The sequence below is a fragment of the Enteractinococcus helveticum genome, assembly GCF_001657475.1.
Classification (GTDB): domain Bacteria; phylum Actinomycetota; class Actinomycetes; order Actinomycetales; family Micrococcaceae; genus Yaniella; species Yaniella helvetica.
In genome coordinates this window covers 1-14,960 of sequence record NZ_LXEY01000105.1, presented here as the reverse complement: position 1 = coordinate 14,960, position 14,960 = coordinate 1, and the positions used below count along the sequence as shown (strand labels likewise).

11 protein-coding genes are annotated in these 14,960 nt (G+C 53.8%); 4 read left to right on the top strand and 7 right to left on the bottom strand.

Annotated elements, in window-relative coordinates; all coding sequences use genetic code 11:
• Positions 1-991, bottom strand: a 991-nt coding sequence (gene mobF, locus A6F49_RS15055; RefSeq protein WP_150119550.1) for a MobF family relaxase, incomplete at its 3' end; no start/stop codon positions are given.
• A 255-nt stretch (positions 992-1,246) separates the two neighbouring features.
• Positions 1,247-1,588, bottom strand: a complete 342-nt coding sequence (locus A6F49_RS15050; protein ID WP_150119549.1) for a hypothetical protein — start codon at positions 1,586-1,588, stop codon at positions 1,247-1,249.
• Between the two features lie 765 nt (positions 1,589-2,353).
• On the opposite strand from A6F49_RS15050, the gene A6F49_RS15040 reads away from it, so the two are divergent.
• Positions 2,354-3,229, top strand: coding sequence for a hypothetical protein (locus A6F49_RS15040; RefSeq protein WP_043056607.1), 876 nt, complete (start codon positions 2,354-2,356; stop codon positions 3,227-3,229).
• A 112-nt stretch (positions 3,230-3,341) separates the two neighbouring features.
• Here the strand turns inward: A6F49_RS15040 and A6F49_RS15035 are convergent, their stop codons facing one another.
• Complete coding sequence (locus tag A6F49_RS15035; protein ID WP_043056606.1) at positions 3,342-3,911, bottom strand: recombinase family protein; 570 nt, start codon at positions 3,909-3,911, stop codon at positions 3,342-3,344.
• 453 nt (positions 3,912-4,364) lie between these two features.
• On the opposite strand from A6F49_RS15035, the gene erm reads away from it, so the two are divergent.
• Positions 4,365-5,159 (top strand): 23S ribosomal RNA methyltransferase Erm, encoded by a 795-nt coding sequence (erm, locus tag A6F49_RS15030; RefSeq protein ID WP_043056605.1) that lies wholly within the window; start codon positions 4,365-4,367, stop codon positions 5,157-5,159.
• A gap of 197 nt (positions 5,160-5,356) precedes the next feature.
• Here the strand turns inward: erm and A6F49_RS15025 are convergent, their stop codons facing one another.
• From A6F49_RS15025 to A6F49_RS15015, 3 genes are all read right to left on the bottom strand, one after another.
• Positions 5,357-6,229 carry a hypothetical protein gene (locus tag A6F49_RS15025; RefSeq protein ID WP_043056604.1) on the bottom strand — a complete coding sequence of 291 codons (873 nt, stop codon included), beginning with the start codon at positions 6,227-6,229 and terminating at the stop codon, positions 5,357-5,359.
• A gap of 267 nt (positions 6,230-6,496) precedes the next feature.
• The gene (locus A6F49_RS15020) at positions 6,497-9,295 is read right to left on the bottom strand and encodes a DNA methyltransferase (RefSeq protein ID WP_043056603.1); all 2,799 of its coding nucleotides are present in this window, start codon (positions 9,293-9,295) and stop codon (positions 6,497-6,499) included.
• Positions 9,296-9,539: 244 nt separating this feature from the next.
• Complete coding sequence (locus tag A6F49_RS15015; protein ID WP_150119547.1) at positions 9,540-11,072, bottom strand: replication initiation protein; 1,533 nt, start codon at positions 11,070-11,072, stop codon at positions 9,540-9,542.
• Between the two features lie 298 nt (positions 11,073-11,370).
• Here A6F49_RS15015 and A6F49_RS15010 point away from each other — a divergent pair, with 298 nt between their 5' ends.
• Both A6F49_RS15010 and A6F49_RS15005 read left to right on the top strand, forming a co-directional pair.
• Positions 11,371-11,952, top strand: a complete 582-nt coding sequence (locus A6F49_RS15010; RefSeq protein WP_067605847.1) for a ParA family protein — start codon at positions 11,371-11,373, stop codon at positions 11,950-11,952.
• Positions 11,953-12,201: a hypothetical protein gene (locus A6F49_RS15005; protein ID WP_043056611.1), complete on the top strand. Its 249-nt coding sequence runs from the start codon at positions 11,953-11,955 to the stop codon at positions 12,199-12,201.
• Between the two features lie 113 nt (positions 12,202-12,314).
• Here the strand turns inward: A6F49_RS15005 and A6F49_RS15000 are convergent.
• Positions 12,315-14,960: AAA family ATPase (locus A6F49_RS15000; RefSeq protein WP_067605845.1), on the bottom strand; the 2,646-nt coding region annotated here is incomplete at its 5' end.

Genomic DNA, 14,960 nt, shown 5'->3' with positions numbered 1-14,960 from the left:
CCCGCAACTGGGCGGGGGTCTGCGGTGATTGGTAGCCGGCTTCGGCCAACTGCACCCGCCAACGTTGTTCTAACGTTTCAGGGTTCTGAACTTCTTTGGCTGGTCGGGGGATCAGCTGGTCATCGATAAATTCCAGCTCGGCAGTCCCGTTCCACGCGATGTAATCCCACGAGCTATACAGGGCCGGACCGGGAGTTTTGCCAGCGTTGGCAGGGTTGGCTTTCCAGTCAGCCTCCAACAGGGCTTTATTGTGTTCGATCTGGGCATGCCGGGTACTAAAGGTATCCACGAACGGTTCTAGCTCTGCGACCTTGCCCGTAGCTGGATCAAAGTGCAGGCCGTGATCGGCCAAGGCTTTCCGCAGTCCCGGATGGGTATGAATGGTGTGTTCCACTAACGCGTTAATGACCGCGTTGTGTTTCCACGCATCGGCTGTGTCCAGGCCACGCCAGACCTCCCCGGTTTTCACCCGCGCGGAGAACTGTAAGTGCAAATGCGGGTGGGGCTCGTTTTCTCGTGAGGTCTTGTGCGCAATGACGGCAGCTTCTAACTGATCGATCGGCACCCGCATCGTTCGACCATCGACCGTGCGTCGAGTCGTGAAGTGTTGGCCCGCATATTCGGTGACATTTTTGACCGATTCTCGCATGGCTTCACGTAGCTGGAATGCCACCTCGTCGCTGTCTAAAGCAGCCAAGGATAACGTCTTATCGACGTTGATATTTTTCTCTAAAAACCGGACCGAATTTTTCCGAACTGTCCCCCGAGACTCACCAGTCTCCGGGTCAGCAAAATCCACCCATGCCTCATAAGCCTCCGCGTCCATCGACACGGTCCGAACACCAGCACCATGCTGGTATACCAGCCGTTCAGCAGACCCTTCGGGGGTGTCTTTGAAGTAGTAGTTATCGAAGCTGGACTCCACCCCATAGAAGTACTTTTTAATCGCGGCAGCACCAGGCGAACGGTACGCAGTCCATCCACCTTTCATGCTGCCTCCTTCCAGCGATACTGGCCCCAGCCTACCGCAATCCGACAGGATTGCATACGTGCATATAAATTAGAGCTTGGTGGGCTTTTGTATTACTCGTGGGGAGTTGTGATTGTTGAGGAGTCGTGGCGATTACTTGGTTGCTGAGGTTTTTGAAGGGTGAGCGTTGTCTGGGATGCGTTGCTTTTAAGGCTGCTATGAGGCTTCCGAGGGGTAGGGAGATGTCTCTGAAATGTGGAAGCCGTGGAAGGATTCTTACTGGTTTCGCTCTTCTACTCGACGTTTCCGTGCACGCTGATAAGGAGTCAGAAGCTCCCACGGCATCATCGTCACTTTCATGTCTTCTAAGACCTCACGATCATCTTCAGAGACATGCGAACTGACATGCCCAGTGGCCGCTTGCTCAGCTCTAGTCCAACTCAGTGATGCTTCACCTTGTGCTTCACATTCAAGGCACTCCCAGTACCACTCATCGCCAGAATCTTCTGCAGGATGCAGAACAAAATCAGGCAACTTATCTGCCAAGTATTCTGCGCGGATTTTCATCCATTTTCGTGACCATGCACGTTGAACAGAAGATTGAACAGAAGACGCCATGACGCACCTACCTAAGACGAAAGACTAACGCCTCGAACTCTATATCCATATAAAGCATGAAGCGGTAAGTACGCGGTAAAAATGCGGTACTTTTGCGGTAATTAGGGCTCACGCCACCCTATAAGTGGCATCAGGAATTCAGCGCGTCACGTCTGCTCCCCTTTGAAAGGGAAGCAATCAGGCAGGATCACGCATCTCAGAGGTTAGCGAGTTATTGGTTACCTTCATAGTGAGGGTTCGGCCGACGCATAATCGCTTTATAACTGCCAGACCACATACTTTCTTTGCCTGAAGAATCGACTAGCTCCCACCCTTTCCGCAGCAGTCGCTGAGTATCTTTGTTGCGACGTACAGTCTTGTACTCATACGGCTCACGGGCGTAGCGAGGAGGTTTCCTCACTGGGGGATCGGGCTTTTCGGGGCCAGGCTTTAAACCCTGCTTTTCCTTTTCCACCATCTCGCGCCAACCCTCGCGCTGAATACGCGCCTGCTCACGTCTTTCTCTCCAAGTCAGTTTCCTCATACAGCCAGTATGCAACAGCACACCGGAACAAACTAGACCGCCTCCATCTACCCAAAAGTCCTTCTGCCGTACGATTTTCAACCACGAGACTGCGTTAAAGCACTGCAATCGCGAGATGCCGAAAACTTTCTAAGGTAGCCAGCTCCTAGTCTCGTCTAACACAGACCGAACTACACTGGATAACACGGCAAATAAATACTCTTATTTAGTAACAGCGACTACAAAGAAGAGGACTCTCAAGTATGCAGGTTTCCATCTATGCGTTTCGTACACTGCTATGGGGCGCGCAGCAGGACAGCGACGACCTAAATGCAGTGCCAGAAGAAGTACTACCGGCCCTGGAACGCGAAGCCACGCACGAGGAAATGGCTTCACACGGTTGGATACATGAAGCCGCCCTGGACAAGATGCTCGGTAGTGGGCCGAACTTCACTCTCTCTGCCAACGGAAAACAGCGAGCTCGTCGATGGTGGGATGAATACCCAATGCATAGCGCAGCCTATGAAATTTTGCAGGCGATCCCGGCGACGAATGGGGATCTCTCCGGCGCAGAAGATGCTTTCGAGGCCACCTATCGAGATCCAGTCACGAATGAACTCCCTTCTGCTGATCTAATTGATCAAGCCGGAGGGATGCTGTATAAAAATGGCTTTGTTTCTGGGTTCTCCTCTTTGGGCTACGAGTCGCCTCATCGACTGACCCTAACTACACGAGGGCGGGAAGTACGTCGCGAACATTATGTACCAACGCTCCTCCCTCAGATGCCCGACAGTACCCCAGAGGCCGCTACAGCCGCACCCTCAGCGACCTATAATTACACGACAAATATCACCGGGGGCACTATTGGAGCTGCACAATTCGGCCATCAGAACCACGCCACTGTTGAAAACGTACAGCCTGAAGTCCAGCAGCACTTCCAAACCTTGCGCGACTTTGCCTCCGAGGCACCCTCAGAAGATCGTCAAGAGCTGCTTGAACAGATTCACCAACTCGAAGAAGCAGCCCAACGAGGACCATCAGCATTCGAAGAGCTCCGGAATAAGTTCTTCTCTAGCTTTATAACCAAGCTCGGGGATCGAGCCGTGAATATCCTTATGGAGATACCACAGCTTCTCTAAGTTACAGGGGCCTAAGCTCAGTCATGCGGTTCTCACTATTACATTCGTGTGGCAACCTGGCCACAGCATCGTTCCAATGGTCAGCCACCTCAGGTCTCGCGATGTCAGGTTTCTACTCGGCGGCGCGGCGTAGAGCTGTGTAAAGCGTTTGCCGTGACACTTCGAAAGTCGCTGCAACCTGTGTTTTAGGAATGTCCATATCAATCATGACTTGGGCCTGCTCGACATCCTGGGGACTGAGCTTAGGCTGTTGTTTATACTTGCCCTTGGCCTTAGCAATCGCAATCCCTTCAGCCTGCCGCTCTTTGATGCGTCGGCGCTCAAATTCAGCAAATGCGGCCAGAATCCCCAGCATTAATGCATCCATCGGAGACGCCCCGTTTTTGTCTACGGTGATGTTCTCGCTGACGAACTCCACAGCCGCACCCTTGTCGATAATTTCAGCGACGATATTGTATAAGTCCCTTGTGTCGCGCCCGAGTCGATCCATCGAGGCAATCCGCACGGTGTCATCATCACGAATGTACCCCAGCAGCTCAGCCAACGCCTGGCGCTTTGCTCTAGACTTCCCACTGATCTTGTCAGTAAAAATCTTGTGACATTCCCCCAGCACTTCAAGCTGGCGCTGCGGATTTTGATCAGCGGCACTGACTCGAACGTACCCGACAATTTGTCCACTCACGACTAAGACCTGCCCCTCACATCTGTCCAACCGGAAAATTTATAACCCAGTCTGACAGCATACTCCCGTCAGGTCGAAAGGCGTGTAAAGGGGTATACCCGGTTTGACGCTGTCAAATGAGGACTGACCGGATGTCAACACTCGTGTGGCTGCCGCTTGGTATTGGCGACCCGGGTTCACTTTTGAAGTCACTGACGAAGTGGCGAGAGTCTTCGCTCGGTGCCGCTCCGCAGCGTAGCGGCACCTCTTGTCGCCCTGAACGGCCGAATTGAAAGGCCAACGGTGTTGTGTTAACGTGTTGAACATGTGTTGTCTAGGTATTGCATCAATGAGGCTCCGCCGCCACTGACGGCGGAACTACTCTCTATTGCATAGTCCCGCCGTCCGACCGGTCCCGCCGGGCGGCGTCTATCTGCCTACCCGGCTCCGTTTGCGACTCTGCGGAGCTATATTATGCATGCCTATCATCACGGCCGTCACGAACACGGCCAAAATTTTCTCCACGATAAAACGATCCAAAAATCGATCCTGGAACACGTCAAAACAACCACCGGACCCATCATCGAGATCGGCCCTGGCGCTGGTGCTCTCACCAAGCATTTAGTACACCTGGAACGACCGTTGAGGGCTGTCGAAATCGACCGCCGACTCGCTGAGTCACTAGCGCAGCGGGTCGGTAAGAAGGTTGAGGTCGTACACGACGACTTCTTGCACTATCGACTTCCTCATATTCCACACGTGCTGGTAGGAAATCTTCCATTTCATCTGACCACCGCGATACTGCGTCGCATTTTTCGTGCGCCAGGTTGGAAGCACGCTATCTTGCTCGTCCAATGGGAGGTGGCCCGTCGCCGAGCAGGTGTCGGCGGAGCCACCATGATGACCGCCCAATGGTGGCCGTGGTTTGATTTTGAACTCGGTCGACGTGTCCCAGCAAGAGCTTTCACACCGCGCCCGAACGTTGATGGTGGAGTATTGATTATCACGCGCCGCCAAGACCCCCTCATACCTCCACGATCGCGCCAAGCTTTCCAGACCATGGTGCATAAGATTTTTACCGGTGGTGGCAAAGGGATCGCGCAAATTGCTACCCGAGCACAGCTGTTTCGTACTACACGCGAGGCTCGGAGGTGGGCAATCGGTGCGGGGCTAGATCCACATGCCCTACCCAAGGATCTATCGGCCCATCAATGGGTGGAGCTCTTCCAAGCTGGGAAGACTCCACGAAAGGAGGGGAGGAGAAAGTAAAGACCTGGGGTAAGAACCCTTGGACGGGCACTACGATTTGAGTTTCATCGTCATACGACACGACTGCCATGGCATACCCCCTTTGACACAGCTCATCGTTCGACCAGGTGGTGCATTTGGGTAGCAACACGAAGAGTGATGGCTGGACCGCCATATGAATCTGCAAGAAACCGCCAAACGAAGTTAACAGTCACACATCAATTCTCACCTTGGGTCCGCTTATTAGCATGGTCATGGGTGGCTAGATAAATATATCGCTCGTCGAGATCGGAGATTAGATCTACAATGCCGTGAATCGAAGCTGCTATGAGTTGGATGCTCGCTCTAATTTCGAAAGATGCAGCACCGTCATTGAATTCAGTAACCTGTCGGATGTCACTCAAGCTACGTATCAGTTGCTCACTGCTCCCGTGAAGAAACGTGCTTGCTATTTTCCATATCACCAAGGGAGAAGGATTGGCCCCATATCCTTTGCTTGAAGCACCGTGAGGCGGTGGCGATACCTCTTTCAGTATCGCCGTGTATTTAGGGGGTGGGCTCAGCTCCCTCTGCCGTAGCGGACCCACAGCATCCTTCAATTCGTTGAGGCGATTCAAGATTTCATGCTTTTCGGCCTTTGCACGTTCTGCAGCATCTTTGCCATAGATAAATTTGTAAAAATTGTATACTTCGCAGGTGTCACTGTAGGAGACCTGAAGAGCACGAAAAATTCGCTGAGCTTTTTTTGACGGTTTGATAAGCCACATTGCAACTGCAGCGGCTTCTATCGCAGATCGAATAAGCGAGTAGATAGAAAACGGGTATACAAGCAGCCCACCACTGTCTTCTCTATCGGTCATTATGTCGAAAATTCGTTCCAGATTCTCGCAAGCACGATGACGATGGAATGCTACGAATATATCGGAGGAACCGCGAGGTGTGTAGGCCCTCTCGATGCTGAGCATCGACCTAACTTCAGGCTCTGGCAGTAACTCGGGCAATTCGCGGAATCTTTTGCGGGCACGATTAATAATATAAACGCCCTGTTGCAGTTGTTCTTCGCTTTCTTCCCGATCATATGCCCCCATCATCTGTATGAGAGTAGCAGAGAGGTCCTAATGGAAAGAGAACTACTTTTAATGAACGATACCTATTACTCGCACATTATTGCTGCCTAAATAAACACTAGGAAACGCTTCATAGAGAGATTCTTCTACTCTAGCTGCCTGAGGGATGTCTTGACGCGGTTCGATCATACGTAATGCCATATGCAGGCTTTCCATATGAGCGTGCTCGCTTCTAGCAGGAATTTGAGTTTCTCAACTTGAGCACGTTTATGAGCTAGTTCATTTTTCGACTTAAGATCTCACCAGTTGTTCGTAGGCTGGGAAAAGTAACTCTTGACGTTGCTTTTCAGTTGTGAGGCGTCGGTGGGCGCCGAATATGCGATCTACGATCCTATCTAGGTCATCGTGGGCTTTTTGGAGGGGCCGGTTGGATGCCATGAGATATGGATCGTATAGGTCTTCAAGAGACCGCTCCGGTGTCAGCTCCCTAGCTTCAAGGATCTTTTGACCAGCATTGATAATGGCTCGTCGCGTACCAGCATCAAAGTTTGGCACCGGGAACGTGTTCCAAGTCAAAGTGTTAGAGAACCGTAGATCTGATTTAATTCTTCCTCCAACACTCTGTTGCCAAGTCATAAACATGGAAGAAGATATAAGCCCAAATAGCAGCCCATCTTCGTCGGGGGCCATGAAATTGGCGTTACCGTTAATTACTTCAGGGCCAAATCTTGCAGCAGTCCAGTATTTACGATCTTTCCCCACATGAATTGGGATGCAAAGATATGGGTCGTTGGTTCTGCTTTTATTCGGGCGCATCAAGTGAGGAGTGTCCTTCAGCTTATATGCGTCACCTGTTGGTTTTTGGGCTGCTCGCCACTGTTGACAGGCTTCTATCACTTCTTGAATGACGTGGGAGTTTCGGCGGTCTTCCGGGGTCAGGTCTTCAAACCAAAAACACCAGCGTTCAATGTCCTCTACTAGTTCTTTAGCACCTACAAAGCGTCTGAGATATTTCGCCGCGATAGGATCTCGATCGTAGCCTCGCTTTCCTTCCTTTGCTTTGAAGACAAGGTGTCCGCCGTCAGCCGGCTTAGTCCCGTAATGGACCGGGGGAAGCATAGGTGATAGTGGTTTCCTACTATCTTTTACCAAAAGACGAGGCCCATCAATGAGGTAGGCATTGATTCCTCTTTCTACTCGCTGTAATTCAGGTTGCCCTTTAGGGTGCGAGTAGGCCCAGAGTTTCTGCCGTACGGTCCGATCTTTGGTAAAACCGATGATGACACAGTGGACTGATGCTTGGCCCGGAGCTTCAGAGTCCCAACCAAAGGTACGATGGGCAAATTTGATATCCCAGCCCTCGCGATACAGCGGTTCGAAGAGGGCTCGAACTGGCATACCGTGAGCAATCGAGTTTGTAGCAACGAAGGCGAATTCTCCGGCACGCCTAGCAAGCAGATCCTTAGACTTGGCATGCCAGCCCGTCACATAGTCGAGATATCCGGCGTAATCCTCTCCCCAGACTCGTTCCATATCTTCGGTTTGTTCGGCTTCTTTTTTAGATTGACCAATAAACGGAGGGTTGCCAAAGATATATGTTTGACCTGAGGGTTTAGGCAGGTATTCAGCCCAATTAATGTCTAGCGCGTTATCGTGAACAATAGTCGCGGTGATCTTAATGGGCAGACGGTCGGGAGCTTGCCCAATTTGCTCGGCAAGGTAACGGTTTGCCTGGTGGTCTACCAGGAACATGGCCGTCTCAGCGATCTTTGCAGGCCACCAATTAATCTCGAACCCATAGAACTTGTCAATCGTCAGAAGCTGCTCGAACGAGGTCACCAAGGCTCCCGTACCAGTACCTTTTTTCAGCCGTTCTACAATGATGTCCGTTTCAATCTCGCGTAGCTTCGCGTAGGCGACGTTCAAGAAGTTTCCAGCCCCACATGCGGGGTCAACATAGATGTTGGCTGCTAGTTCTTCTTGGAATCGTTTCAGCTCTGCCACGGATGTTGACTTTCGGGCAATAAGACGGTCTGCGCGGTCGCGGTATTCGTCTAAAAACAGTGGGCCAATAGTTTTGAGGATATTGGTTTCGGAGGTGTAGTGTTCTCCGTCGCCACGTCGAGCTTCTTTACTTTTCACAAGTTGGAACATGGATCCAAAAACGGCTGGGGAGATTTGCGTCCACCGGAAGCGACAGGCATCCAGTAGGGCGTCTTTGAATTCCGGTGGAACGCTGTAGCCCACTTGGGCAGTCCCATCGAAGATCCCGCCGTTGACGTAGGGGAACCGTGCTTCAAGGTCGGATAGGTTGCCTCGGTATTTCCGTATGCGCGCTTGTTCGTCGGTGTTGAGAATTTCAAAAAGCCCATCAAGGGCTGGCCCAAGGTTTTTGGAATTGACAGTATCTAACCAGCGATAAAAAAGGTCTTGTTCCCATAGCCCTGCATCGTCACCATACATAAGAAATAACAGGCGGGTCATCAAGACTGATGCCAGCTCTATGGTCTCATCTTCTTCTTCAGGAGTGGCGGGAGCTTCCTCTCCCACGGGGGTATCGGCGTCCTCACCAGCCAGGGTATTAAACAGATTTGCCATCAACTTGGCGGCTTCAATGGAAGCATTTTCTTGTTCTTGTTTCGTGAGGGTTTCGATACCAACAAAGAACAAAAGCTGATCTAGGTGATCCACAAGTTCATCAATGGTGAATTCAACTGTCCACGGCTCATCACCAAGTCGATCAAGGCGGATCTGCTCAAAGTTAGTCACGATGGTATACAGGGGCCATTCATGACTACCGACACTCCCGCCATTCAGGTAGTCCAAAACCTGGTTATAGCCACGCTCTAAAGGAATATCGAGGCTTTTAGCTTCCCCAATGACGAGACCGGACCAAAAGAAGTCTATGTATCCACGGCCTCCGGTCGATGCTCGGCTGGCATTGCGTTCAAAGACGTTGACGCGCTCAGAAGCAATGTCAAAGCATCCCATAAGATCCGACCAGAATTGTTGGGCATGGCGTTTCTCGGTGCCTGATTCGGTGCCTTCAGCCCGCCAAGTGTCGATCCGATCGCGCCAAAACGTTGACATGTCCCTGAGTTTGCGTTGAACTCTATGACGATCATAGAACTCAGTTCTTTCGCGAGTTATAACTTCAAGCACGAGCGGCTACCTATTCGATGTGATGAGAGTAAAGAGTTATTAGGAACTCTAATCAAGTAAGTAGCAATTACGTTTATTGATACACCTCTTAGAAAGTAAACCTAAAGGAGACAAGTCCTACCCGCCCCAAAGGGGGCGGGGGAACCGTATACCGGTTACGGCATGAGCCCCCTTATTCGGGTAGCAGTCCAGCTCTTCGTAGCGCCGACATATGTCGTGTAACTGTTGCTCTGGATAAACCAGTTTCTTCCATGAGTTCTGGGCGGGTGGGGACAGTTCCTGTCTCTGCATACTGCTGCGATATAAGCGACAATATACGAGCCCGAGAATTACTACCTTCCGCCTTTCTCCGCCGATTTGCCTCTTCTAGAGGTTTGCGGGCGGCTTCTTGGTAGTCCTTATGGGCCGGATCATGCCATCGTTTAGCAGCTTGTTGCCCGCCGCGGCGTCCCATCGTAGCGAGAGCTTTGCGTCCGCTGCTGGTCTGGTTGGATCGGGTTTTACCACTAGTGTTCGGATTGGTAATGCCTTGGATGACGTAGCCACGGACACGACGAGCCATTGTCAGACGGTCGCGCATAGGCGGGATGGCAGGTTCGCGGTAATCGGCACCAACGGCTTGAGCGACGTTGTAAGCCCGTTCGTAGGCATCAATGATCTTGGCATCTTTGAGCGGTTGGCCTTGCGCCCTCAGTCGGTGAGCGGTGGCTAGAGCATGGCGGAAGGCTGTTTCATCGCGGGCTGCTCGGTGCTGATTAATCCATATGATCCGTACCCCATCGATCATGCCGGATGCTGCCGGGGCCAGTTCAGCGGTGGTGGGTAGCTCAGCTTCAAGTTCGCGAAGGGTTTGGGCCGATTTTCTGGCGGCTTGGGCGGCGTTGATACGGTCGCGTCCGCTAGCGTATTGTTCTGGCTTCCTGGCCTGTCGTCTGGGGTTCTGGGGGTTCATCGTTCGTACCTCGTGGATGAGGTCAGCAAGGCGAATAATCTGGGAATGTTGGCAATGCCAATGATACGCGGTGGGATCATTCGAACGATGAAGAGGCCAGCGAGAAAACTGGTGAGCAAATGCTCGGTCTCCACCTAACAAGGTATTGAGTTCTGTTGTAGCGACGTTCAGCAGTCGGGTGTTCGGGCTCGTGTGGCCTTTTGCTGCATAGACGGGGTCAATCATCCATAGGACTTGCGCTTTGCCATTGAGTGGGTTGATCCCGATCCAGGCTGGGCTGAGTTCTCGTTGATGCAGGGCGGTGAGGGCCGCGTGAGTTTCTGGGTGGAGGGCTTCGACAGTTCCACCGGGAGTGTGGCTAGGTTTATCGATGTCGATAATGAGCACTGCCGAGCGTTGCGGGTGCGTCATGACGGCGTATTGGCACCGGGTAAGCGCGGGGCTGCCGACGGTGTAGAAGCGTGGGGTGCTTTCTCCAGTAGTGGGGTCTTTGCGCCAGGCTTTGGAAAAGTCCCGGTCCACGCTGGCGTGAAACGCTTCGCGGCCCAGATGGTCTAATAACGCTGCAGCTTGAACATCTGTCCACCCGTTGGAGATCAGGTGCTCGGTGCGTGGGGCGCTGAATAGGTCAGCTGGTGCCGAGGTGATGGGGGTGCCATCGCGTTCGGTCCACGCTTGTGGCCGTTGTGATGGGCTGGTGGTGAAGGATGGTGTGGCGGTATTTCCCGCCGTGGGGTCCGGTGGTATGGTCATCAATAAGCTTCCTCACCGGGTGTCGACCGGTGGTAAGCGAGCGTCTCACCGGTTGCCGCCAGTGGGACGCTCTTTTTTGTTCAATTACGGCTGAACCTACCAGCGTGACCCGAGTTATAGGCCATGAACACGCGGAAGCAGCCTAATCATTCAAAGATCTGCTGCGCCGAAGGTTTTCTAAATACGGTATTTTTGCGGTAAAAATGCGGGATTGCTGCGGTAATCTTTTGGTATTTATTTGGTAATTCTTCGGTATGTTTGCAATATTTTTGCGGTAGTCCGCTATAGGGTCTGAACCATGAAAAGAATCGTGATTGCCAATACCAAGGGTGGGACCGGCAAGACTACCTCGTCGATCTTCTTGGCTTCAGCTTTGACTGCACGGGGTTCCGTTGAGGTCTGGGATGCCGATCCCCAAGGGTCAGCCTCGGAGTGGGCCTTGCGAGCGGAGGAACGCGATCAGGCATTGGGCTTTGAAGTACGACCGGTCAATGCCGCGCAACTGCGGCGGGGATCTTCGTCTGCTGATTTTGTGGTGGTCGATACCGGCCCGGGGGACTGGAAAGTACTCGATGAGGCCTTGAAATTGGCTGATCTGGCGATTTTGCCAACCGCGCCCTCGCCGATTGATTTGGACCGGTTCTGGGAGACCGAGCAGATCGCCTCGCAGCTGACGCGCACCTATGCGCTGATCACCCAGGCCGATCGGCGAACCAAGTCCTTAGAACAAACTGTGGAAGCGTTGGAAGCCAGCGAGGTGCAGCTGTTTGCGACCAAGATTTCTACTCGGGAAGGAATTCGTCGCAGTTTCGGATATAACCCTGCAAGCGATTTGGGTGAATATCAGGCGGTAGCTGACGAGCTGTTGGAGGTTTTATAAATGAGTGCACAAGCCCGTAATCCCATGGATGATTTTGGCCGTCGGACTCGTTCCGGTTCCGTGTCGATGAAACAGACGATGAACCGCACCGGGGATATCCATGCAGATGACCCGATGGTGCATCTGACCATTCAAGTCCCGGAGTCTTTGCGAGACCAGATTAAAGATGCAGCAAAGCTGGAACGGATCAGCACTCGGTTGTGGGTCACCGATGCGATCCAGCGCAAAATGGACGACCTCGGGGACTAACACTCCTGCAAACTGCGAGGTATTCTTACCGGGATCTGCGGTAGTTTTTACCGCAGATCCCGGTATTTTTTATTGTAAACAGCGGTAACTTTTACCGCGTTTTTCGGTACGTTTTATCGTTCCAGCCCGTCACGGCCAGGTTGGTGCTGTTGTATCCGTTGCTGCTGCAAATAGGTGGTAGCGCCTATGTCGGGCGACTTTTGCGGCTTGGGTCGTGGTTGCTGGCGCTGGGTTTTCTTCTGGTCTTGCTCATCTAAGAATTCCAGTAGGTCGTTATGGTGTTCGGGGTTGCTAGCCCGAGCGATCGCCTTTTGGATTTTGGCATGCAGTTGCTGGGCCTTTTCATAATCCCGGTAGGTGCCCTTGCCTTCGATTCTTGGGGCTGGCCCAACGTCGGTATCCCAGGCGCTTTGCAGAGATTCAGCTCGTTCGGTTGCTCGACGCGCCTGATCTTGGAGCTGTTCAACCTCTTCATGCAACTGGCTCACGGTCTCGTCGGCAGGCTGGTGGATGTGGGCTTGTCGCTCAGCTGCGTTGCGTAACCAGTCGAAGTCGCCGAGCGGGTCAGCGCCTGAGAGGCGTTCGTCATCCGTACCCGGTAGAGCCACCCCGTAGCGGTCTTCCAGTGCTGCTCGGTGGGTGCGGGCATCGTGTTTAGCTTTAGCTCGTTTGAAGAATCCAGCGTCACGTGCGCGTTGTTCTTTGGCTTGCAGTTGGGCCAAGTCGTGTTTGATCTCGGACCGCAGCTGACTGAGGCTTTGGCGATGCAGTTGCTCTCGCGCAGTCTTCAATTCCGCTGCTTTTTCCGCCGCCGATTGTTGGGCTCTTTCGGCTTCACCCCAAGCTTGAGTCGCCGTGGTCTCATGGCGCTGTTGGAACGCTTGAGCTTGGGCGCGATACTCAGCCAAGGGTTGGAGGCGGCGCATCTCGTTTTCAATCTTTGTGAGGCGTTGGCTGACATTGTCGATGTAGCGGCGGATACGCGGGTGGACTGCCAGGGTGTGCTGCGGCAACTGAGCTGCCAGATCGGTACGGGCTTGGTCCAATCCTCGATCGGCCCGGTCTCGGGTCATGGTGGCGATGAATTGGGCTTTGGCGTTCTCAAGGTCGTCGGCCACGATGTGGATGGTGTTGTCTTCACGTCCACGAGTGGCCCCCACATACACGCCACCTCCTGACATGGAGGATTCCAGGAGCACTGAGCCGTGATCGACGGTGGTGCCCTGGTTGCCATAGTCAGTGACGGCGTAGCCCAGGTGGATATGGTCCCGCACGTAGTCAGGGGTGATGTGGTGGTGGCGTTGGTCTTCGCCAGCCAGGATCAGTCCACCGTCGGAGTGGACTTGGACGACGCGGAAGCTTTCGCGGTTGGCCACGCCCAGGTCGGGGTTGTTGGATCGGGTCATCACGGTGTCGCCGGCGAAGATGTCCAGTCCATCGCGTCCGGTGGTCGAGTGATCGTCGGTTTTGAGGTGTCCGGCGTTGATCCGTTGGGCTTGGATGTCCGCGTTGAGGGCTGCGGCTTGGTCATTGGTGGCCACGGTGACCGCGATGCTGCGGCCAGCTGCAATATCTGACCGGACCGCCTCGGCCATGACCTCTCTGGCCTCCTCAGCACTGTGGTGGATCCGCACGTTACCGCGGTGGTGCAGCCGGTCAAAGACCTCAGCCAGCCGGTCACGGTTGCGCATGAGCTTGGACAGTTCGGCGTACTCGGTGTCATCACCAAACCGGTGGACTTCATCCAGTGTGACATAGTGGGTGGCCACGCGGGCGGCCATGTCCAGCACTCCGCCGCGGCCAACGGCGGACAACTGGGCCCTGTCGCCGATCACGGCCACGTCCGCGTCGTATCGGTCGGCCAGTTCCAACAATGCTCTAGCGGCTTCTTGGTCTAACATGCCAGCTTCATCGACCACCAGCTGAGTCTCACCGGTTAGATGAAACGGGCTGTCTGGGCGTGGCGGGTAAAACGCTGTACCAGTGGCTGGGTCTGCTTCCCCTACGGTGAGTTGGTGCCACTGGTTGTCTTCGTTCCACCGGTAGCCATGGGCGTGGAGCAGTTTGTGCAATGAGCACGCGTCTGATCCAGCACTACGGGCTTCTTGGGCGGCTTTCAACGTGGGGGTCACAGTTAATAGTGGCCGCTGGTCTCGGAGTTGGACGGCGGCTTGCAATAAGGCTGTTTTCCCTGCCCCGGCGTAGCCTTCGATCACGCTCAGCCGGGTGCCGGAAGCCAGGGCAGCGGCGGCTTCGGCTTGGGCCGCATTGAGCTGGGGCGCTACCTGGTGCACTACGGCGGTGTCTACCGTGGGGGCGGGGGCGCTGGCACGAGTGGCCAGGCGGGTTTTAAGTTCATCATCGGTGTCGATAATGCCCTGGGTAGTCCAGTGCGCCACCGTATCGTCGGGCGTGACGCGCGGATCTGCCATAGACCGGCAGTGATCTTGGACCAGATTCACTAGATGATCCAGTCGCTGCCCGGTTTCCTCGGGGTTGCCGACCACATCTAAGGCGGTAATGCGTTTCAGGGCTTCGGCTCGAATATCGGCCGTGGACCAGCTGGATTTACCAGCGGCCAGACCGGCCAAGGTCGTCTCAGCCAGCTCCGGCATTGGTGGCCACCCGGCCACCCGCAACTGGGCGGGGGTCTGCGGTGATTGGTAGCCGGCTTCGGCCAACTGCACCCGCCAACGTTGTTCTAACGTTTCAGGGTTCTGAACTTCTTTGGCTGGTCGGGGGATCAGCTGGTCATCGAT